The organism is Streptomyces sp. ACA25, from assembly GCF_028200735.1.
Lineage (GTDB): Bacteria > Actinomycetota > Actinomycetes > Streptomycetales > Streptomycetaceae > Streptomyces.
Map to the genome: position 1 here is coordinate 15009 of NZ_JAQKPV010000021.1, position 23374 is coordinate 38382.

Here is a 23374-nt window from a genome sequence, read left to right on the forward strand (position 1 = left end):
ATGGCGGACACCGCCCGCTCACTCAGGCGTACGGAAACGGTTGATCGCGGAAAGATGGCGTTCCCGCATCTCCGCGTCACGCACACCCAGCCCCGGATGGGGAGCGAGGGCGAGCACACCGACCTTCCCCTGATGGAGGTTGTGGTGGACGTCATGTACCGCCTGTCCGGTGTCCTCCAAGGGGTAGCACCGGGAGAGGGCCGGGTGGATCTTCCCCTTGGCCACGAGGCGGTTGGCCTCCCACGCCTCGCGGTAGTTGGCAAAGTGCGAGCCGATGATCCGGTTCAACGACATCCACAAGTACCGGTTGTCGTAGGTGTGCATGAAGCCGGTCGTCGAGGCGCAGGTGACCACGGTGCCGCCCTTGCGGGTGACATAGACCGAGGCGCCGAACGTCTCACGGCCGGGGTGCTCGAACACGATGTCGACGTCCTCGCCGCCGGTCAGTTCACGGATGCGGCTGCCGAACCGTTTCCATTCCCGTGGGTTCTGGGTGTTCTCGTCGGACCAGAACCGATAGTCCTCGGCAGCCCGGTCGATGACGGCCTCGGCGCCCATGCGGCGGCAGATCTCGGCCTTCTGCGGGCTGGAGACGACGCAGACGGGGGTGGCGCCGCCGGCCAGGGCAAGCTGGGTGGCGTACGCGCCAAGGCCCCCGGTGGCGCCCCAGATGAGGACGTTGTCGCCCTGCTTCATGCCGGCACCGTTGCGGGAAACCAGCTGGCGGTAGGCGGTGGAGTTGACCAGCCCGGACGCGGCGGCTTCCTCCCAGGTCAGATGGGCGGGCTTGGGCATCAGCTGGTTCGACTTGACCAGCGCGATCTCGGCGAGACCACCGAAGTTGGTCTCGAAGCCCCAGATCCGCTGCTCGGGGTCGAGCATGGTGTCACCGTGGCCGTCAGCGGACTCCAGCTCCACGGACAGGCAGTGGGCGACCACTTCGTCGCCGGGGTGCCAGAGGTTGACACCGGGTCCGGTGCGTAACACGACACCGGCCAGGTCGGAGCCGAGGACGTGGTACGGGAGGTCGTGCCGCCGGGTGAGATCGGAGAGCCGTCCGTAGCGCTCCAGGAACCCGAAGGTCGGCATCGGTTCAAAAATCGAGGACCAGACCGTGTTGTAGTTGACCGAGCTGGCCATGACCGCGACGAGAGCTTCTCCGGGGCCGAGTTCGGGGACGGGGACCTCTTCCACATGGAGTGACTTGCGTGGGTCCTTCTCGTGGGTGGCGAGGCCGGCGAACATCTCCGTCTCGTCCTTGTGGACCGTCACGGCCCGGTACGAGGCAGGCAGCGGCAGGGCAGCGAATGCTCCCGGCTCCGTCCCGGAGGCGGTGATCGCTTCGAGTATGCGGGTCAGGTCGGTGGCGTCTGACACCTGTTGCTCCAGGGGGTCGCGTCGTACAGGTCGGAATCGGGACACGTGCGGGCCGAGCAGGCGGCGGACGGCCGGACCGCGGTGCCGGGCCGGACGGATGAGGGGTCAGCCACGAACCCCGACGAACAGGCCACGGCCGGAGGGGCCCGGTGTCAGGTACTCCACGGTGAACCCCGCCCGTTCGAAGGCGCGCTCGTAGTCGGCACGTTCGAACAGGCTGATCAGGTGGCTCTCGTCGAAGTGCCGGATACCGGTGTCGGGGCCGGCAACGAGGTAGTGGACCTCGATGCGGGTCGCGCCCCCCTCACGTACGGAGTGGGAGACGCGCGAGATGGTGCGGCCGTCGACTTCCACGATGCTGGCGCCCACGTATCCGGGGGTGAAGGTTTCCGGAAACCACCAGGGTTCGACGACCGCCACCCCGCCGGGGGTGAGGTGGGCGGCGAACCTGTGCATCGTCGATTCCAGTTCGCCCGGCGTCGACAGATGGCCGACCGAACTGAACATGCAGGTGATGACGTCGTACCGGTGCCCCAGGTCGAAGTCCCGCATGTCGCCCAGGTGCAGCGCCGCGCCCGGGTTGCGCTGCCGGGCGATGCTCAGCATGTCCGGGGCAAGCTCCACGCCCCCCACATCGTCGAAGAGGCCGGCCAGGTGCCGCAGGTGCAGCCCCGTGCCGCACGCCACATCGAGCAGTGTCCGCGCGTCGGGCCGGCGGGACTTGGCCAGCGAGGCCAGTTCCTCGGCCTCCACCTCGTAGTCCTTGCCCCTGCCCTGGTACACCAGGTCGTAGACCTCGGCTATGGAATCCGCATACATCATGGTTCTGTCAGCCCTTCTGCGGGTGATCGGTGACGGATCCGGCAGGCCGGCCGGATCCGTGGTGTGCGGTGAGCCGCTCCATGATGCGCACGACCTCGGCCGGGGACGGCGCGGTGAGCATCTCGTCGCGCAGGCGCCGGGCGGCCGCCGTGATCGACGGATCGCCGAGGACCCGGACGACGGCGTCGCGCAGCGAGCCGGCGTCGAGCGAGTCCGGCGGGATCGAGATGCCCGAGCCGAGGCGTTGCGCCTGCTGCGCCTTGAGCGGCGCGTCCCACAGTCCCGCGATCATGATCTGCGGTACGCCGTGCAGCATGGCCGTGGACCAGGTGCCCGCACCACCGTGGTGGATGATCGCCGCGCAGCTGGGGAGCAGGACGTCCAGCGGTACGAAGTCGCAGACGCGGACGTTGTCCGGCAGACTGTCGAAGTCTTCGAGCTGGGTGCTGCTGAGCGTGGCGATCACCTCGATGTCCAGGTCTCCCAGGGCGCCGAGCAGGTCCTGGAACGAGGTGACGTCCTTGCCGTACGTCTCGCGGGCGGACACTCCGAGGGTCACGCAGACCCGGGTCCGTTCGGCCTTGCTCACCCAGTCGGGGACCACGGACGGGCCGTTGTACGGCACATAGCGCATGGGCACCGTGTGTCCCGACGTCGGCAGTCGGGTGCTTCCGGCTCCGGGATCGATGGTCCACTCGCCGGTGATCAGGGTCTCCACCTCGTCGTCGCCGACGAGGCAGCCGTACCGCTGGAGCGTCCACCGCAGCCACTCGGCCATCGGGTCCTCGCGCTGGTCGACCGAGCGCCGCGCCAGGCTGTCAGTGAACAGCCGCCTGGAGTGCCCGATGACGTCCGGCCCCCACAGCAGGCGTGCGTGCGCCGCCCCGACGGCTCGTGCCGCGACCGGCCCCGCGTAGGTGAACGGCTCCCAGATCACGAGGTCCGGCTGCCAGTCGCGGGCCAGGGCAACCATGTCGTCCATCGTGGAGTCGCCGTTGAGCGGCGCGAAGCACAGTGCGGCCAGCATGGTCTGTCTGCCGAGCAGGTATTCCCAGGTGAGCGATTCGGGGCGGGCTTCGGTGAACTCCAGGCCCCGTTGGTACGGCGTCAGATCGCCGCCGATCTCGGTGAGCAGCTCGCGGATCGCCTCGTCGTCACCGACCGGGACAGCGGTCAGGCCGGAACCGGTGATGGTCTCGGTGAGTGAGGGCTGGCTGGCCACCCGTACCTCGTGGCCGGCCGCACGCAGCGCCCAGGCCATCGGCACCAGGCTGTAGTAGTGCGTGTTGTGCGCGAAGGATGTCATCAGGACACGCATCAAATGGCCTCTTCTGTCAGCGGGCGGTCGTCGTGGGGCATCTCGCCGCCCGCCGCACGGGTGACCGGGAGGCGGGCATGGCTGTGGAGGACGGGCGAGCGTCGCCGGCGGATGGCTTCGCCCGCCGGCCGCAGCGTGGGTGCCGTCTCGGCGAGGGTGTGCAGGGCGGTTCCGGCGATGAGCCGGATCAGCGGCGCCGACTCGGCGAAGTGCGGGTCGTGCTGGAGGCCCAGGGCGGGGTCCGTGGCCGCGGCAAGGTCCCGGTGGGCCGCGGCGATCAGGATGACCAGGTGGCTTTCCGCGGGGAGGAGGTGTCCGGCCAGGGTGACGTCCTCGTGCGCGACGCGGCTCTCGAGTCGTACCGGCGGGAACAGGCGCAGAATCTCGTCGATCGCGGCGGGTGCCAGGCCGGGGTCGGCGGCCAGCGCGGCCCACTGCCGGGGCTGCTGCATGAGCGCCTGAACGGCGTTGCAGAGCAGGGTCGTCGCAGGTTCTGCGGTGCCGACCGCCAGGGCGAGTGCGGCGGTGACCTGGTCGTCGGTGGACGGGGCGAGCGCGGGGTCGAGTGCAGGGGCGGCTGAGGAGGCGGGGTCGGAGAGGGAGCCACCACCGGCGGATACGGCGGGGCGGGCGGCATGTACCTCGCCCAGCACGGTGGTCAGTTCACCGGTCGCGGCGGCAGTGGCGAGGGCATGGTCCAGCGTCTGCGGACACAGCCGGCTGTCGAACGTACGGCCGGTGGCGGTGAGTGCGTCCTCGAACCGGGCTTGGTGTCCGGCGGGTATCCCGAGCAGGTCGGCCAGCGTCAACGCGACCAGCCGCCGGGCGAAGACGGCGAGGTCGAACCGGTCATCGAGCCCGTCGAGCAGCGTTCGGGCGGTCTTCTCGACGCCGAGGCGCACCCCGTCCTCATCGGTACGCAGGACCGGTCCGCCGAACGCGGTCAGCACACCGAGCCGCCGCCGGACGTCCTGGTCGTGGTCCAGGGCCGTGCCGGCGAGGGGCAGCAGCCGCTCCCCCGGCCGCTGACCGGACCGAGTCAGCCGGCCGAACCGGTTGTCGGCCAGGACCTCTTGGGCCACCGACCCGTTCGCGGTCACCCAGGTGTCCAGCTGGACGCTGTAGAAGAGCGGTCCGTGGGCGCCCACTTGTTTCTCGTACGGCGTCGGGTCGTCCGCCTCCGCACGCAGGATGAGCGCGTACGGGTCGCCCTGGTTGCCTGCGAACCACTGTACAGCGCGGGTCAGTTGCAGCCTGCGGGCCCAGCTTGCCGGATCGCCGCCGGTCGGTGTTGTGGTCACGCGCTTTCTCCTGCCGTCGTCGTCGCGTCCGCCCGGCCGGGCGGACGCGCGGTCTCCATGGGTGTCGCGGTATGCCGGGCGGGACACACCTCATCGAGCCAGGTGTGGACGGTCCGTGCGGTGGCCGCCGCGTGCTCGGTCATCATCGTGAAGTGGCTGCCGGGTACTTCGGCGCTGGTGTGCGCGCCGTCCCAGCGTGAACGCCAGTCCTGCCGCGTGTCCGTCCACGCGCCCATCGGCTCAGCGGCGCGCAGGTGCAGGACGGGCGCTCGCACCGGCCGTGGAGTCCAGTTCAGCAGCATCCGGTGATAGGCGCCCATGGCGGTCAGCCGCGTGTCGTCGACGGGGACGACAGTCCGCTCCGCGGCCCACGCGAGCATCTCCTCGCGCCACGCGCCCATCGGACCGGGGGCTCCCGGGGTGTAGATGTCCATCAGCACCAGCGCGGCGGGGCCCGCGTCCCGGGCCTCCAGACGGAGGGCGAGCGCGTGCGCCATGTTGGCACCGGCGGAGTGGCCGAGGAGGACGAAGGGCGCCCCGCCGGTGTGCTCCTGGACAGTGGCCGACTGCGCGTCGAGCAGGACGTCCAGCCCGGCGGGCAGCGGCTCACCCACCAGAAATCCGGTCTGGGGAAGGGCTGCGACGTCACGCAGGCCCGCCAGCGCTGCGGCGAACGCCGTGAATTCCCGGGGACCGGACACAGCGGCCGTGCCCGTGCAGCAGATCAGCGGAAGGCCGCCCACGCCGGTGCCGAGCGGGGTGAGTGACGGGCGCCGCTCCCCCAGCTCCTCCGCGGTCGCGAACGTGGGGCGGAACGCGGAGACGGCGGCGAGCACCTCCACCGCTTCCCCGGCCCGGCCTCCCCCCACCGCCTGCCGGTACATCCCGACCAGCGCGCTCTCAGCCGTCGGCGCCGGGGCGTCCCCCCCGGCGGCCCCGAGCAGGTCCGAGAGACGGCCGGCGAGCGCGTCGGGGGCGGCGTGGTCGAAGACGACGGAGGCCGGGAGTTCGAGGCCGGTGGCCGCGGCCAGCCGGCGGCGCAGCTGGACGGCCGCGAGGGAGTCGAAACCCAGGGAGGTGAACTCCGCGTCGGCCGGTACGTCGTCGGCACCGTCGTGTCCCAGCACCTCGGCCGCTTCGGCGCGGACGAGGGCGAGCAGCTCGGCGCGGTCCGGGGGCCGGTCCCCCGGGGTGGGACGCCACGCCGGGGGCGCCTGGTGCCGGTCCGCGGCGGAGCCCGGCGGGGTGATCGGTGAGCCTGCCGCCGGGCCGGTCCCGGCCAGGTCCGCCAGGAGCGGGCCCGGGCGCGCGGCGGTGAAGCCGGGGATGAACAGTTCCCAGTCCGTGTCGCAGACCGTCACCCCGCTCTCGTCGGCGTCCAGGATGCGCTGGAGGGCGGTGAGGGCGGTGTGCGGGGGCATGGCCCGTACGCCCCGGCGGCTGAGGTACTCCTCCCCCGGTCCCTCCCCCATGCCGGGTCCGCCCCAGACCCCCCAGGAGACGGAGGTGGCGGGCAGTCCCGCGGCGCGGCGCCGCTCGGCGAGCGCGTCGAGGGCCGCGTTGGCCGCCGCGTACGCGCACTGCCCGCCACTGCCCCATACACCCGCGGCGGAGGCGAAGGTGACGAAGGCGTGGAGGTCGTGATCGCGCGTCAGTTCGTCGAGGTTCCGTGCGCCGGCGACCTTGCCGACGCAGACCTCGGCGAACGCCTCCGGGCCGGTCTCCATCAGCGGGGACATCTGCGGGACGCCCGCGGTGTGGAAGACCGCGGCGAGCGGGGCGTCGGGGGAGATCTCGGAGAGCAGCTCCGCGAGGGCGGCGCGGTCGGCCACGTCGCAGGCGGCCATGGTCACCCTGACGCCGAGTGCGAGGAGTTCCGCCCTCAGCGCGTCGGCGCCCGGGGCCTCGCCGCCGCGGCGGCTGGTGAGGACGAGGTGGGCGGCACCGTTCCGTGCCAGCCATCGGGCCGTGTGGGCGCCGAGCGCGCCCGTCCCGCCTGTCACCAGGACCGTGCCGCGTGGCCGCCAGGTTCGGCCTGCCGGAGGCCTGGGGGCGGGAACGAGCCGGCGAGCGTACGAGCCTGTCGCACGGACCGCGACCTGGTCCTCGTGACCGGTGAGCGCGCGGAGGAGCCGGTCCCAGGCCCGGTCGTCGGGGGCGGAGGGAAGATCCACCAGACCGCCCCACACATGGGGCAGTTCGAGGGCGGCCACGCGTCCGAGGCCCCACAGCTGCGCTCCGGCGACGGACGGGCGCTCGCCGGGTACCACGACGGTCGCGCCACGCGTCACGCACCACAGCCGCGCGGACATCCGCCGGTCGGCCATGGCCTGGGCCAGCAGCAGGGTCGTCAGGACGCCCACGGGCACCGACGTGAACCGCGGGTGCTCCCGGTCGTCGGCATCCAGCAGTGAGAGGACACCGTCCGGCGGGCGCCGTGCCCCGCTCACCGCGCCTCCGTCGCCGTGCGCGTCGCCGGCCAGCAGGGCGGCGAGGGTGTCCCGTTCGGCATCGGCGGCGTCCAGGGTCAGCCGGGTCACCGTGGCCCCGGCACGGGCCAGGGCGTGTTCGGCAGCGTCGGCGAGGGAGGCGGCGGAGCCGTGCCGGGGGACCACGAGGAGCCAGTGCCCTGCCGGCAGCCCCGGCTCGGCTCCGACGGCGATCCCGGACTCGGGAGCGCCGGCCGTCCCGTGTTCCAGCGCCTTCCAGGTGATCCGGTAGCGCCAGGGGTCGGCGCGGGGCGACGGCGGTGCGGCGGGCTCCACCCAGTAGCGCCGGTGCTGGAAGGCGTAGGAAGGCAGCTCGGCCGGGTGCGCGCCGGTCCCGGCGAACAGCCTGGACCAGTTCACGTCCGTTCCGTGCGCGTAGGCGGTGGCCAGGGCGGTCATGAGCGTGGCGCACTCCGGCCGTCCGCCGCGCAGAACCGGCAGCAGCAGGGTGTCCTTCGCGGTGTCGTCGCCGCTCAGGCACTCCTCGGCCATCGCGCACAGCACGCCGTCCGGGCCCAGCTCGACGAAGGTGGTGACACCCTCGCGGCGGGCGGCCCGGACCCCGTCGAGGAAGCGGACGGGCCGGCGGACGTGCCGGACCCAGTAGTCGGGGTCGCGGAGTTCGTCGGCGGTGGCCGGCCGGCCCGTCACGTTCGAGATGACCGGGATGTCCGGGGCGTGATAGGTCAGGCCCCGGGTGACTCGCCGGAAGGCTTCCAGCATCGTGTCCATGCGGGGGGAGTGGAAGGCGTGGCTGACGTCGAGGCGCTTGGTGCGGTGGCCGAGGGCGGCGCACCGCTCGGCGACGGCAAGCACGATCTTCTCGTCCCCGGAGACGACCACGGAGCGCGGGCCGTTGACCGCCGCCACCGCGGCCCGGTCCTCGTATCCGATGAGAAGGTCCCCGACCTCCTTCTCGGTGGCGCGGACCGACACCATCGCGCCGCCGTCCGGCAGTTCCCCCATCAGCCGGCCCCTGGCGGCGACCAGCGCGCAGGCGTCGTCCACGCCGAGTACGCCGGCGGCGTGCGCGGCGGCCAGCTCTCCGACGGAGTGGCCGAGCAGCAGGTCGGGCCGGGTGCCCCAGCTGTGGACGAGCCGGAACAGCGCCACCTCGACGGCGAACAGCGCGGCCTGCGCGTACCGCGTGTCGCTCAAGTGCCGCGCCTCGTCGGATCCGGGGGCGGCGAACAGGACCTGCAGCAGCGGGCGTTCGAGGTGCGGGTCCAGCCGGGCGGCGAGCCCGTCCAAGGCTTCGGTGAAGGCGGGGAAGGCGCCGTACAGCTCGCGCGCCATTCCGGTGCGCTGACTGCCCTGACCGGTGAAGAGGAACGCGGTCCCGCCGTCGCGCCGTACGGTGCCCCGGACCACGGCGGGTGCTCGCTCGCCGTCGGCCACCGCGTCGAGGGCGGCGGTCAGGCCGTCGCGCCCGGGCGCCAGCAGCACCGCGCGGTGCTCGAAGGCGGTGCGGGTGGCGGCCAGGGAGAGGCCGGTGTCCAACGGGTCCGCCTCCTGGCGTGCCGCCAGGTGCGCACGCAGCCGCGCGGCCTGGTCGCGCAGCGCCGTGCCGGACCGGGCGGAGAGGACCCACGGCACCAGGGGCAGCGTCGTGGTGGGGGTGTGGCGCTCGCGCGGGGCCTGGGGCGGCTGCTCGACGATCACATGCGCGTTGGTTCCGCTGACACCGAAGGCGGAGACAGCGGCCCGCCGGGGCGTTCCCGGCGCCGCCGGCCAGGGCACCGGCTCCGTCAGCAGCCGGACGCCGCCGGCGGACCAGTCGACGAGCGGTGTCGGAACATCCGCGTGCAAGGTGGGCGGGAGTGTGCCCTCGCGCATCGCCATGACTGTCTTGATCACACCGCCGACGCCCGCCGCGGCCTGGGTGTGTCCGATGTTGGACTTCAACGAGCCGAGCCACAGAGGCCGTTCGCGGGGGTGCGAGGCACCGTAGGTGGCAATCAGCGCCTGAGCCTCGATGGGGTCGCCGAGGCGGGTTCCCGTGCCGTGCGCCTCCACGACGTCGATCTGGTCGGCACCGAGCCGGGCGTCGGCCAGGGCCTGGCGGACAACTCGCTGCTGGGCCGGTCCGCTGGGGGCCGTGAGGCCGTTGCTGGCGCCGTCCTGGTTGACGGCGGAGCCGCGTACCACGGCCAGGACCCTTCGGCCGTCGCTGACCGCGTCGGACAGCCGTTGCAGGACGAGGACGCCGACACCCTCCGCCCAGCCGGTACCGTCCGCGTCCACGCCGAACGCCTTGCAGCGGCCGTCCGGCGCGAGGCCGCGCTGCCGGGAGAATTCCACGAACGCCGCCGGGTCCGGCATCACGGCGACCCCGCCGGCCAGCGCGAGCCCGCACTCGCCCAGCCGCAGGGCCTGGACCGCGAGGTGCACGGCCACCAGCGAGGACGAACAGGCCGTGGCCACGGTCAGCGCCGGACCCTCCAGCCCGAGGACGTAGGAGATCCGCCCCGACAGGACGGCGTCCGCGCTGCCGGTCAGCCGGAAACCCTCCGAGCCTTCTGGCACCTGTCCAGGGTCGGCCGCGTACCCCTGGTGGGCGGCGCCCACGTAGACACCGGTGCGTGAGCCTCGCAGGCTTCGCGGGTCCGTCCCGGAAGCCTCCAGGGCTTCCCAGGAGACCTCCAGGAGCAGCCGCTGCTGCGGGTCCATGACGGCGGCCTCGTGCGGCGAGATGCCGAAGAACGCGGCATCGAAGTCGCCCGCCCCGGCCAGGAATCCGCCCTGCCGGCAGTACGTGGTGTTCTTGGATCCGGGATCCGGGTCGTACACGGCGTCCACGTCCCAGCCGCGGTCGGCGGGGAAGTCGCCGATCGCGTCCGTCCCCGTCGCGACCAGCTCCCACAGGTCCTCGGGCGAGGCCACCCCGCCCGGGTAGCGGCAGGCCATGCCCACGATGGCGACGGGCTCGCGGGAAGCCGCGAGGAGCTCACGGTTCTGCCTGCGCAGCCGCTCGGATTCCTTGAGGGACGTGCGCAGCGCCTTGAGCACGTCGTCGGGGGCCATGGTCATGGTGCGGGCTCCTTGGTGGGAAGGGGCGGCGGGTCAGGAGTCGGTGCCGTCCAGTGCCATGCGCACCAGCGCCTCGGGACTGAGCTCGTCGATCAGGTCACCGTCCTCCTCCTGCGGCGGGACGCCCGCGGTGGTGCCGTCGTGCAGACCGGCCAGGGTGAGCAGGCCGTCCAGCAGACCCGCGTCCCGCAGCCGGGCCAGCGGAAGGGTGGCCAGCGCCCGCCTGATCCCGGCCTCGCTCGGGTCGCCGCCGGTCGGGGGATCGAGCAGCCCGGCCAGGTGCGCGGCGGCGGCGTTCGCTGTCGGGTGATCGAAGACGAAGGTGGCCGGCAGCGGGACGCCGAGGACTCCTTTGAGCCGGGTGGCCAGTCCGACGGCGGTCAGGGAGTCGAATCCGAGGTCCTTGAAGGGCGCGTCGGGGCCGACCTCTTCGGGCCCGGGGTGCCCGAGGACGGCGGCGGCGTGCCGGCGAACCAGGTCGAGGAGGATCCGGCGGCGTTCGTCCTGCCCGGCCACCGCGAGCCGGGCGGCCAGGTCCGAGCGGCCGGGACCGGGGTCGTCCCGCCGGGAGGCGGCGAGGGCCGCGCGTACCTCGGGGAGGTCGCCGATCAAAGGGCTGGGGCGGAAGGCTGTGAAGCCGGTCGTGAAGGGTTCCCAGTCCACGTCGGCGACCGCGACGAAGGTCTCGTCCCGGTCCAGGGCCGCTTGGAGGGCGTCGACACCCCGTTCGGGCGGCATGGGCCGCAGGCCGCGGCGGCTGAGGTACTCCTCGGCAGCGCCCTCGCCCATGCCGCCGGAGCCCCACAGTCCCCAGGCGACCGAGGTGGCGGGCAGCCCTTCGGCGCGGCGCCGCTCGGCGAGCGCGTCGAGGGCCGCGTTGGCCGCTCCGTAGGCGCACTGACCGCTGCTGCCCCACACGCCCGCGTTGGAGGAGTACAGGACGAACGCGTCCAGATCGTGCCCGCGGGTCAGTTCGTCGAGGTGGCGGGCGCCGACGAGCTTTCCGGAGAACACCTCGGCGAAGTCGGTGAGGCCGATGTCGTCGAGCGGCACCGAGTGGCCGACGCCCGCCGTATGGAAGACGGCGGTCAGCGGGGAGTCGGCGGGCAGTCGGTCGAGGAGGGCCGCGAGGGCGGTGCGGTCGGCGACATCGCAGGCGGCAAAGGTCACCTCGGCGCCCAGCGCACGGATTTCCTCCGCCAGTTCCGCCGCACCGGGGGCGTCGGCGCCGCGCCGGCCGACGAGGACGACGTGCCCGGCTCCTTCCGTTGCCAACCTGCGGGCGGCGTGGGCGCCGAGGGCGCCCGTGCCGCCGGTCACCAGCACTGTTCCCCTGGGACGGTAGACGCGCTTCGCGGGGGGTGCGGGCGCGTGGCGGAGCCTGCGGCCGTACGCTCCGGAGCCGCGCAGCGCGACCTGGTCCTCCTCCCCTGTCAGCGTGTCCGCGAGCGCGTCCCAGACCCGGACGTCCGCCTCGGCCGGCAGGTCGACCAGCCCGCCCCACAGCCGCGGCAGTTCGAGTGCGGCAACGCGTCCGAACCCCCAGATCTGTGCCTGGGTCTCGTCGGCTGTCTCGGTGGGACGGACGGACACCGCGCCCCGGGTCACGGCCCACAGCCGGGCGGTGGATTCGGCGTCGGAAGCGGCCTGCGTGAGGAGCAGCGTCGCGGCGGTCCCGGTGGACAGACCGGGGTGGCCGGGGTGCGGGCGGCAGTCGGTGCCGAGCAGGGACAGCACACCGGCGGGTGGTTCCGCCTCCCGGCCCGCTTCGCCGAGGAGAGCCGCGAGCGTGCCCCGGTCGGCCGTCATGGGGTCGATCTCCAGGCACCGCACCTCGGCGCCGCGCTCGGTGAGGGCCCGCCGTGCCGCTTCGACGAGGCCGGCCTCCTGGTCCGCGGTGCCGATCAGCAGCCATCGGCCCGTCAGTGCGCCGCCGTTGGGCCTCAGCCGCTTCCATCCGACGCGGTAGCGCCAGAGGTCCTCGGTGCGTACGGGGGCGGGCGCCGTCGGCTCCAGCCAATAGCGCCGCCGCTGGAAGGCGTAGGTCGGCAGGTCCACGGGGTGCGTGGAAGTCCCGGCGAAGGGCCGGGCCCAGTCGACGGCCACGCCCTGGGTGAACGCCTCCGCCGCTGAGGCCAGGAACCGGTCCAGGCTGCCCTCTTCGCGGCGCAGCGACCCCACAGCCACGACGCGGACGCCGGCCTCGTCCGCCGTCTGCTGGATACCGGGGACGAGAACGGCGTGCGCGCCGGTTTCCACGAAGGCCCGGTGCCCGGAGCCGAGCAGCAGGCGGACGGTGTCCTCGAAACGGACGGTGCGGCGGAGATTTCGGTACCAGTAGGCGGCGTCAAGGCCCGTGGTGTCGAGGCGGTCGGCGTCGACGGTGGAGTAGAAGGGCACGGTCGATGCGCGGGGGGCAAGGGGTTCGAGGGCGGTGAGGAGTTCGTCACGCAGGCGTTCCACGTGCGGGGAGTGGGAGGCGTAGTCCACGGGGATCCGCCGGACCCTGACGTCTTCCGCCTCGTACTTCTCGACGAGCGCGGTGACCGCGTCGGCGTCTCCGGAGACGACGGTGGAGAGCGGACCGTTGACCGCCGCGACACCGAGACAGCCGTCCCAGGAGGCCAGGCTCCGCGCGACCTCCTCGGCGGGCAGCGGTACGGAGGCCATGCCGCCGTCCCCGGACAGTTCACGGCCGATGATCCGGGCGCGCAGCGCGACGACCCGGGCGGCTTCCTCCAGCGTCAGCGCGCCGGACACGACCGCGGCGGCGATCTCGCCCTGGGAGTGGCCGATCACGGCGTCCGGCTCGACCCCGAGAGAGCGCCACAGCTCGGCCAGCGACACCATCACGGCCCAGGACACCGGCTGGAGCACATCGACGCGTTCCAGCGGCGGTGTGTTGTCCTTGGCACGGATCACGTCCGTGAGTTTCCAGTCGGCGCACGCCGACAGGGCCTGCTCGCAGCGTCGCATCGATTCTGCGAACACCGGTGCGGTGTCGAGGAGTTCGGCGCCCATGCCGGCCCAGTGCGTCCCCTGACCGGGGAACACGAAGACCGTGCGTCCGGTGGGTGCGGCCGTGCCGGTCGCGAGGGAGGGTGCCGGTGCGCCCCCGGCCAGCAGAGCGAGCGCGTCGAGCGCCTGCTGCCGGCCGGTGACCGTCACAACGGCCCGGTGGTCGAACACGGAGCGGGTGGTGGCCAGTGCGAGGGCCGTGCCGGCGAGGTCCGGGGCCGGGTCGTTCGCCAGGAACGCGCGCAGCCGCCGTGCCTGCCCGCTCAGCGCGGCCTCCGACTTCCCGGACAGCACCAGGGGGACGACCGGCGGCGGTGCGTCGCCGCCGGGACGGGCGGCGGGGGGTGCCTGTTCCAGCACCACGTGGGCGTTGGTACCGCTCACACCGAAGGAGGACACACCGGCCCGGCGTGGGCGTCCCGCAGCCGGCCAGTCGGTCTTCCGTTGCAGCAGTGCGACCTGGCCCGCGGACCAGTCCACCTCGCTGGTGGGTGTGTCCGCGTGCAGGGTCGACGGGAGGACGCCGTGGCGCATCGCCATCACCGTCTTGATGACGCCTCCGACACCGGCCGCGGCCTGGGTGTGGCCGAGGTTGGACTTCAGCGAGCCCAGCCAGAGCGGGCGTTCGGCGGGCCGCCCGGCTCCGTAGGTGCTCATCAAAGCCCGGACCTCGATCGGGTCACCGAGCCGGGTCCCGGTGCCGTGCGCCTCGACGGCGTCGATGTCCGCGGCCGTCACCCGGGCGTCGAGGAGCGCTTGGCGCAGGACGCGTTCCTGGGCCGGGCCGCTGGGTGCTGTGAGGCCGTTGCTCGCGCCGTCCTGGTTGACCGCCGTGCCCGTGACCAGTGCCAGCACACGGTGCCCATGGCGTACGGCGTCCGACAGCCGCTCCACGGCCAGGACGCCGACACCCTCGGCCGGTCCGAAGCCGTCGGCCGACTCGGCGAACGCTTTGCAGCGGCCGTCCGGGGCCACCCCGCGTTGCCGGGAGAACTGCACGAACACGGCCGGGCTGGCCATGACGGTGGCCCCGCCGGCCAGGGCGAGGTCGCACTCCCGCTGACGCAGCGACCTGACCGCCAGATGGAGGGCCACCAGCGAGGACGAGCAGGCGGTGTCCACCGTGAGGGCGGGGCCCTCCAGGCCCAGCGCGTACGAGACGCGCCCGGAGGTGAAGCTGACGACGCCACCGGTCAGCAGGTCGCCTTCGAGGTCGGCGGACGGCTGGGCGACGCTGTCGGTGTAGCCGCCGTTCCAGGCGCCGACGAAGACCCCGGTACGACTGCCGCGCAGTGATCCGGGTGCGATGCCGCCGCGTTCGAGTGCTTCCCAGGAGGTCTCCAGCAGCAGCCGCTGCTGCGGGTCCATGGCCAGCGCCTCGCGGGGGGAGATGCCGAAGAAGGCGGCGTCGAAGTCTCCGGCAGCGTCCAGGAAGCCCCCTTCACGGCAGTAGGTGCGCCCCGCCGCGGCCGGGTCCGGGTCGTACAGCGCGTCCCCGTCCCAGCCGTGGTCGTCGGGGAACGGGGAGACCGCGTCCGTGCCCGAGACGACCAGCTCCCACAGGTCCTCGGGCGAGGTGACCCCGCCGGGGTAGCGGCAGGCCATGCCGACGATCGCCACCGGTTCGTGCTCGCGTTCCTCCGCCTCGCGCAGCCGCTCGCTGACCCTGGTGAGTTCGGTGGTGGTCCGCTTGAGGTACTCGCGGAGCTTCTGCTCGTTCGCCATGATGATCATCCGTCCGTTCCATCGGTTCCCGCCTGCCCCGTCCCGTCCCGGTCCCGTGGTCAGGAGGTGCCGAACCTCTCGTCGATGAACGCGAAGAGGCTGTCGTCGTCAGCGGATTCCAGTACGTCCGCCGCGGCGCCGTCCGCCGCCGATCCGTCCCGGGCTGCGCCCCACCGGGCGGCCAGCGCCGCGATACGGGCGCCGATCTCCCTGTGCGCGGTGTCGTCCAGCGTGTCGAGGGCGGCTGGGTCCGTGGTGGCCATGGCCGTTTCCAGCCGGTCCAGTTCGTCCAGCAGCGGTACGCCGGCCGACGCCGGCCCGGGAGCGAGTCCGGCCAGCAAGTGCTTCGCGAGTGCGTCCGGCGTGGGATGGTCGAAGACCAGCGTCGCCGGGAGGCGCAGGCCTGAGGCGGCGGACAGCCTGTTGCGCAGTTCGACGGCCGTCAGGGAGTCGAAGCCCAGTTCCCTGAAGGCGCGCACGGCGTCGACGGCCTGCGGGTCTGCGTGTCCGAGGACGGCAGCCGCGTGTCCGCGCACGCTCTCCAGCATCAGGTCGTGCTGCTCGGCGGCGCCCAGGCCGGTGAGCCGCTCGGCAAGCGTCCGGTCCTCGGTGTCCCTTACGGCGCCGCCCGTGGCGCCCTCCGCTGCCGTCGGCACCAGGTCGCCGAGGAGCGCGGGAACGTTCCCGGCCGCCTGCAACGCGCTGATCCGGAGGCGGATCGGGACCTGGAGCGCCTCGTCCGCTCGCTGCGCCGCGTCGAACAGGGCCAAGCCCTGTCCGGCGGTCAGCGGAAGCACACCGCTGCGGGCCATCCGGCGGCGCATTCCCTCCTGGTCGAGGTGTCCGGCCATCCGGCTGCTGTCGGCCCACAGGCCCCAGGCGAGGGACACCGCGGGCAGGCCCTGGTCGCGCCGGTACTGGGCGAAGGCGTCGAGGAACCCGTTGGCCGCCGCGTAGTTGGCCTGCCCAGGGCTGCCGAGGAGAGCCGCCGCGGAGGAGAACAGCACGAAGGCGGACAGATCGAGGTCGCGGGTCAGTTCGTGCAGGTTGAGCACCGCGTCGACCTTGGGCCGCAGCACGGCGTCCACCTGCCCGGGGGTGAGCGCGGCGATCGTGCCGTCGTCGAGGACGCCCGCCGTGTGCACGACGGCGGTGAGCGGATGCTCGGCCGGGATGTCGTCGAGCAGGCGGCGGAGTGCGGTCCGGTCGGCGACGTCGCAGGCGACGACGGTGACCGACACGCCCGACGCGGTCAGCTCTTCGACGAGTGCGGACGCACCGTCGGCCTCGATGCCGCCGCGCCCGGCCAGTACCAGATGCCGTACGCCGTGCGTGGCGGCCAGGTGCCGGGCGACGGCGCTGCCGAGCGTGCCGGTGCCGCCGACGACGAGGACGGTGCCGTGCGCGTCGAACGCAGGCGGCATCGTCAGCACCACCTTGCCGATGTGCTTGGCCTGGCTGATGAGGCGGAAAGCGTCGCGGGCCCGCCGTACGTCGCGCACGGTCAGCGGGAGGGGGGTCAGTACCCCGTCGGCGAACAGCTCCATCAGCTCGCCGAGCATCTCTCCGACCAGCTCCGGACCTGCCTGGACGAGGTCGAAGGCCCGGTAGTCGACGCCCGGCCGCTCGGAGGCGATCTGCCGGGGGTCCCGGACGTCGGTCTTGCCCAGCTCCAGGAAGTGGCCGCCGCGCGGCAGCAGCCGCAGGGAAGCGTCCACGAACTCCCCCGCGAGGGAATTGAGCACGACGTCAACACCGTGCCCGCCGGTGGCGTCCATGAACTGCCGGGTGAAGCCGAGGGCGCGGGAGTCCGCGATGTGCGCGTCGTCGAGGCCGAGTCCGCGCAGGGTGTCCCACTTGCCGTGGCTCGCGGTGGCGTAGACCTCCACGCCGAGATGGCGGGCGAGGCGTACGGTCGCCATGCCCACGCCGCCGGCCGCCGCGTGCACCAGCAGCGTCTGCCCCGGGCGGACCCGGGCGAGGCGGGTGAGCGCGTAGTGGGCGGTGAGGAACGCGGCGGGCACGGACGCGGCCTCGGCGAACGACCACGCCGGCGGGACAGGGGCGACCATCCGGGCGTCGGCGGTCGCGACCGGTCCGAACCCGCCGGTCCACATGCCCAGTACGCGGTCCCCGGGGGCGAGTCCCGTCACGTCGGGCCCGACCTCGGTGACCACACCGGCGCCCTCGGCGCCGAGCACCCCCTCACCCGGATACATGCCCAACGCGATCAGGGTGTCGCGGAAGTTGACACCCGCGGCGCGCACCGCGACCCGGATCTGCCCGGGCCGCAGCGGCGCGTCGGCGTCCGGCGCGGGAACCAGTCCCAGGCTTTCAAGCGTGCCCGACCCGTCGGCGGCCAGCCGCCAGGCGGTGTCTGCGGGCGGCAGCAGGGGGCCGCCAGGTCGGAGGCCGTCCCGGGTGAGCCGGGGAACGTGCACCGTCCCGGCGCGTACCGCGAACTGCGGTTCTCCGTCGGCCAGTGCGGCGGGAAGGACATGCGCCGTGGCCGGGTCACTGTCCGCGTCGACGAGCACGAAGCGGTCCGGCTCCTCGGACTGGGCGGACCGTATCAGCCCCCACACGGTGGCGGACACCGGGTCCACGGTGTCCTCGCCCTCGCGGACCGCCACCGCTCCCGTGGTGAGGAACGCCAGCCTGGCTGTGCCGAGTGGGCCGTCGACCGCGAGCCACGACCGCGTCAGTTCCAGGGCGCGGTGGACAGCGGCGCGTACCGCGTCGGCGTCGGTCGCCGGACCGGGCGGGAGCGGGACCGCGACGACGTCCGGCACAGCCGCTCCCCCGGCCACGGCCGAGACCAGGGCAGCGAGGTCGGGGTAGGGGTCGCAGGCGGTGCCCGCCCGGCGCAGGACGGTGGTCAGCGCGGAGCCGTCCGTGCCGAGGGCAGCCCAGCGCTGGGCAGGGGCGGGAGCCGGGGCGGGCCTGGCGGGCCAGGCGACGTGGTGGAGTACGCCGTCACCGGCGCCCGCTGTGCCCGAGGTGAGCTTCTCCACCGGGACGGGGCGCACCACGAGCGAGTCGATCCGTACGACCGGGCGCCCCCGCTCGTCGGTGCAGACGATCCGCACCTCCTCCTCGCCCGCCGGACGGACGGTGACGCGCAGCCGTTGGGCCCCGGTCCCGTACAGCGACACGCCGCGCAGCGCGAACGGCATCCGCACCTGCCCGTCCTCGGGGAAGAACTCACCGAGGCTCATCGTCTGGAGCACCGCGTCCAGCAGCGCCGGGTGGACGCCGAAGCGCCGGGCTCCCGTCGGCGGTGCGGCCAGGGACACTTCGGCATACACCGTGTCACCCGCCCGCCAGCCGGCCCGTACGCCCTGGAACAGCGGCCCGTACTGGTAGCCGCGTTCGGAGAAGCGCTCGTAGAACCCCGCGGTCCCGACGGGCTCGGCAGCGGCGGGCGGCCAGGCGGCGTCCCCTCCCCCGGCCGAGAGGTCGTCGGTGTCCTCGATACCCGGGTCGGTTCCCGCCGGCGCGAGTGTGCCCTGGGCGTGCCGGGTCCAGGGGGCCGTCGCCTCCGCGCCGTCCTCCCGCGAGTGAACGGTCAGACGGCGCCGCCCCTCCGCGTCCGCCGCACCCACCACGAGCCGCAGCTGTACAGCCCCGCTGTCCGCCACCACCAGCGGCACGTCCAGCGTCAGCTCCTCGACCCGGCCGGCCCCGCTCCGGTGCCCTGCCCAGAGGGCGAGTTCGGCGAACGCTGCGCCGGGGAGGATCACCGTTCCCAGGAGGGCGTGCTCGGTGAGCCACGGATGGGAGCCGGAGCTGAGCCGGGCGGTGTACACCTGCCCGCCGGATTCCGGCAGTTCGACGGCGCCGCCGAGCAGCGGGTGGTCGGTGCCGCTGAGCCCGACGGAGGCCGCGTCGCCGCCCCCGGCGGGCGCGTGGTACCAGTACCGCTCGCGCTGGAACGGATAGGTCGGCAGTTCGACCCGGCGCGCCTCGGGGCCGAAGAGCGCGCCGGCGTCGATCTCGACGCCGTGGGCGTGGGCGAGGCCGAGCGCCACACCGAACCCGCGGGCGCCGCCCTTGCCACGCCGCAGCGTTCCCAGCACGGCCGCCGCGGTGTCCGTGTCCGCCACGGTCTCCTGGAGGGACACCGCGAGCATCGGGTGCGGGCTTGGCTCCAGGAAGGCCTCGTGCCCGTCGGCGAGCATCGCGCGGGTGGCCCGCTCGAACTCGACGGGTTCGCGCATGTTGCGGTACCAGTAAGAGGCGTCGAGCTCCACGGTGTCCAGCAGCCCGCCGGTGACGGTCGAGAAGAAGGGGATCGGCGAACTGCGGGGTGCCACGGGGGCGAGGGCTTCTCTCAATTCGTCCCTCAGGGCGTCCACCTGCGCGGAGTGCCCGGCCGTGTCCACGCCGGGGATCGCCTTGGCGTGCACCCCCTCGGCCGTCAGTTCGTCGATGAGGGCGGCGAGGGCGTCGGGGTAGCCGGCGACCGCGGTCGTCCCCGGGCTGTTCACAGCCGCGACCGACAGCCGGTCACCGAACCGCTCCAGGCGGGCGCGGACCTGGTCGGCGGGAAGCGATACCGCCGCCATTGCGCCCTGTCCGGCCAGCCGCAGCCACGCCTGGCTGCGCAGCGCGACGATCCGCGCCGCGTCGTCCAGCGAAAGCCCGCCCGCGACATGCGCCGCGGCGATCTCGCCCTGGGAGTGACCGACGACAGCGGACGGGTGCACGCCCAGGGACCGCCAGGCCGCCGTCAGCGACACCATCATCGTGAACAGCACCGGCTGGACCACGTCCACCCGGCTGAGCGAGGGCGCCCCCGGTTCCCGGCGCAGCACGTCCAGCACGGACCAGTCCAGGTACGTACTGAGCGCGGCGTCGCAGGCGTGCGCGCTCTCGCGGAATGCCGGAGAGCGGTCGAGCAGTCCGTCGGCCATCTCGGCCCACTGCGAGCCCTGCCCGGGGAAGACGAACGCGACACGGTCACCGGCGCCGGCCCTACCGCGCAGCAGTGACGGGTGTTCTTCGCCCCGGGCCAGGGCCTCGAGCGCGTCGAGCGCTTCCGTGCGGCTCTCACCGATGACGACGGCCCGATGCTCGAAGTGGGACCGGGCGGTGGCCAGGGTGTATCCGGCGTCGGCCAGGTCCAGGCCGGGTTCCCCGGTCAGCCTCGCTCGCAGCCGTACGGCTTGTGCGGACAACGCGGCGGCGCCTCGGGCCGACAGGAACAGCGGCACCGTGGTCTCCTCCTCCACCTCCTCGGTCCCGGCGGTGTCGGCGGCCGGCGCCTGCTCGACGATCACGTGGGCGTTGGTGCCGCTGATCCCGAAGGAGGAGACCGCCGCCCGGCGCGGCTCCTCTCGCTCCGGCCAGCGCACCGGCCCGGTCAGCAGCGACACCGCCCCCGATGCCCAGTCCACGCGGGGCGAGGGCCGGTCGACGTGCAGGGTCCTGGGCAGCGTCCCGTGGCGCAGGGCAAGGACCATCTTCATCACTCCGGCGATGCCGGCGGCAGCCTGGGTGTGACCCATGTTGGACTTCAGGGACCCGAGCCAGAGCGGCTGTCCGGCCGGCCGCTCGCCGCCGTACGTGGCGAGCAACGCCTGCGCCTCGATGGGGTCACCGAGGGGCGTGCCGGTGCCGTGTGCCTCGACGGCGTCCACCTGGTCCGGGCGCAGACCGGCGTCGGTGAGCGCCTGGCGAATTACGCGCTGCTGGGAGATGCCGTTCGGGGCGGTGAGACCGTTGCTGGCACCGTCCTGGTTCACGGCCGAGCCGCGGATGACGGCGAGGACCGGGTGCCCCGCGCGCTCCGCGTCGGAGAGCCGCTCGACCAGCAGGACCGCGGCGCCCTCGCTGAGTGCCACGCCGTCGGCCGCGGCTGCGAACGCCTTGGACCGGCCGTCGGGCGACATTGCGCGCTGCCGGGAGAACTCCACCAGCATGTCCGGCGTCGACATCACCGTGGCGCCGCCGGCCAGGGCGAGGCCGCACTCCCCCCGGCGCAGCGCCTGGACGGCGAGGTGCAGCGCCACGAGGGAGGCCGAGCAGGCGGTGTCAACGGTCAGCGACGGGCCTTCCAGCCCGAACACGTAGGAAAGGCGGCCGGACATGACACTGGCCGAGTTGCCGGTGCCGAGATAGCCGTCGAAGCTGTCCTCCCCGTTCTGCAGGAGCGGCATGTAGTGCTGCCCGTTGGTCCCGACGAACACACCGGTCCGGCTGCCGCGCAGCGCCGACGGATCAAGTCCGGCGTGTTCGAAGGACTCCCAGGCGGTCTCCAGCAGCAGGCGCTGCTGCGGGTCCATGGCGAGCGCCTCGCGGGGGGAGATCCCGAAGAACGCGGCGTCGAAATCGGCCGCCCCGTGCAGGAAACCGCCCTCGCGGACGTAGGTACGGCCGTGCGCGTCCGGGTCGGCGTCGTACAGTCCCTCGACGTCCCAGCCCCGGTCGGAGGGGAACGCCGAGATGGCGTCACCGCCCTTGTCCAGCAGGTCCCACAGCTCCTCGGGAGTGCTGATCCCGCCGGGGAACCGGCAGGCCATGCCGATCACGGCGATCGGTTCCCCGTCGCTCGTGGCGATTGCGGCGGACGGCCGGGCACCGGGTGTTTCCGCGGTGGCGACCGAGGTGTCCTCGCCGAGGAGCTCGGAGCGCAGGTGGCCGGCCAGCGCCCGGGAGTTCGGGTGGTCGAAGACGACGGACATCGGCAGGACGAGACCGGTGGCCGCGTTGAGCCGGTTGCGCAGCTCCACCGCTGTCACCGAGTTGAAGCCCAGCTCCCTGAACGCCCGGTTCGGCTCGGCCTCCTCGGACCCGTCGTGGCCGAGGACAGCCGCGACCTGCGAACGGACGAGCCGCAGAAGCGCCTTGTGCTGGTCGGCCTCCGGCTTGCCCCGCAGTGTGCGGACGAGCTCGGAGTCGCCCGGCACATCCTCGGCCTGTGTGCGCTCCGCCCGGCGGATCCGGCGGATCTCGGGCAGCTCGTCGAAGAGTGCGCTGGGCCGGGCGGCCGTGTACGAGGCGGTGAACCGCTCCCAGTCGACGTCGGCCACGGTGACACATCCTTCGCCGCGTTCCAGCGCCCGGTACAGCGCGTCGAGCGCGGCCTCCGGATCCAGCGGAGTGAGACCGCGCCGGCGCAGCAGGTCGAGGTCGGGACCCTCGGTGGGAGCCGGGCCGTCGGAGGGGCGCGGGCCGTCGGGAAGGTCCGCGCCCGCCCACGGCGTCCAGGCGATCGACGTCGCGGGCAGGCCGCGGGCCCGGCGCGCCTCGGCCAGCGCGTCGAGGTGGGCGGCCGCGGCCGCGTAGCCGCCATGGCCGGTGCCGCCCCACGTACCGGAGACGGAGGAGAAGACGACGAACGCGTCCAGCGGCGCCGCCTCCAGCAGGTTGTCGAGATGCACGGCTGCGGCGGTCTTCGCGGTCACTGAGGCGGCGAAACCTTCCGCGGTGGTCTCGGTCAGTGCGGTGAGCGGCACGGCGGGAGGGGCCACGACGACCGTGGAGGGCGGATACGCGGCGAGGAGCGCGGCGACAGCGTCGCTGTCGTCGTGGTCGCAGTCCACGAGGGTCACGCGGCCGGCCTCCGGGGTGACCCCGGCGGTGGACACGGCGGCCGGACCGGCGAGCACGACGTGCGCCGCCCCGCCGTCGAGGAGTCGGCGGACCAGGGGCGCGGCGACCGGACCGGTGTCGCCGACGAGGAGCACGGTGCCCCGGGACCCCCACGGACGTGAGCCGGCTTCCGGGGAGGACCGCACGAGGCGGCGGCCCCATACGCCGGAGAGCCGTACGGCGATCTGGTCCTCGTCGCCGGACGCGGCCACCGCGGCGGCGAGGTGCTGGAAGGCACGGGTACCGGGTGATTCCGGCAGGTCGATCAGTCCGCCCCAGCAGCCGGGGAGTTCGAGAGCCGCGACCCGTCCGAGCCCCCAGACCTGTGCCTGTCCGGCATCCGGAGCCTCGCCGGGTGACACGCCGACGGCACCCCGGGTGACGGCCCACAGACGCGTGGATGCCCCCGCGTCGGCCACTGCCTGGATCAGGGCGAGGGAAGCGGCGGGCCCGAGGGGCACGGCCGGGTGGAGGGGGTCCGCGCCTTCGGCGAGCGCCAGCAGGGAGACGATGCCCTCCAGCCCGTCCGCTTCGCCCTCTTCCCGGCCGGGGCGGAGAGCGGAGGTCAGGTATGCGGCGAGGCGCTCACGGTCCGTGGCGGGGTCCACGGTCAGCAGGTCCACGGAAGCACCGCGCGCGAGCAGCGCTCGCCGGATGCCCTCGGCCGTGTCCGATTCGGCCATCGCTTCGGGCAGAAC

The 23374-nt window shown here is 73.5% G+C and carries 5 protein-coding genes and 2 pseudogenes; all 7 read right to left on the reverse strand.

Annotation, left to right across the window (positions count from 1 at the left end; translation table 11 throughout):
- Positions 1-18: 18 nt before the first annotated feature.
- Positions 19-1359, reverse strand: coding sequence for a crotonyl-CoA carboxylase/reductase (gene ccrA, locus PJ985_RS22400; RefSeq protein ID WP_271685712.1), 1341 nt, complete (start codon positions 1357-1359; stop codon positions 19-21).
- Between the two features lie 123 nt (positions 1360-1482).
- Complete coding sequence (locus PJ985_RS22405) at positions 1483-2199, reverse strand: class I SAM-dependent DNA methyltransferase (RefSeq protein WP_333909888.1); 717 nt, start codon at positions 2197-2199, stop codon at positions 1483-1485.
- 7 nt (positions 2200-2206) lie between these two features.
- Positions 2207-3505, reverse strand: coding sequence for an activator-dependent family glycosyltransferase (locus PJ985_RS22410; RefSeq protein ID WP_271685707.1), 1299 nt, complete (start codon positions 3503-3505; stop codon positions 2207-2209).
- An 11-nt stretch (positions 3506-3516) separates the two neighbouring features.
- On the reverse strand, positions 3517-4818 hold the full coding sequence (locus tag PJ985_RS22415) for a cytochrome P450 family protein (protein ID WP_271685708.1): 1302 nt from the start codon (positions 4816-4818) through the stop codon (positions 3517-3519).
- A pseudogene (locus PJ985_RS22420) lies at positions 4815-10313 on the reverse strand (SDR family NAD(P)-dependent oxidoreductase); the annotation flags it as partial. The pseudogene PJ985_RS22420 and the gene PJ985_RS22415, both read right to left, overlap by 4 nt.
- Positions 10314-10607: 294 nt before the next feature.
- A pseudogene (locus PJ985_RS22425) lies at positions 10608-15080 on the reverse strand (type I polyketide synthase); the annotation flags it as partial.
- Positions 15081-15139: 59 nt separating this feature from the next.
- The gene (locus tag PJ985_RS22430; RefSeq protein ID WP_271685710.1) at positions 15140-23359 is read right to left on the reverse strand and encodes a type I polyketide synthase; all 8220 of its coding nucleotides are present in this window, start codon (positions 23357-23359) and stop codon (positions 15140-15142) included.
- Positions 23360-23374 lie beyond the last annotated feature (15 nt).

What these genes read in the sequence shown, in the direction of transcription:
- PJ985_RS22430 (WP_271685710.1), bottom strand. Translation starts at nt 23,359, where the DNA reads ATGGCCGAATCGGACACGGCCGAGGGCATCCGGCGAGCGCTGCTCGCG.
- PJ985_RS22410 (WP_271685707.1), bottom strand. Translation starts at nt 3,505, where the DNA reads ATGACATCCTTCGCGCACAACACGCACTACTACAGCCTGGTGCCGATG.
- PJ985_RS22405 (WP_333909888.1), bottom strand. Translation starts at nt 2,199, where the DNA reads ATGATGTATGCGGATTCCATAGCCGAGGTCTACGACCTGGTGTACCAG.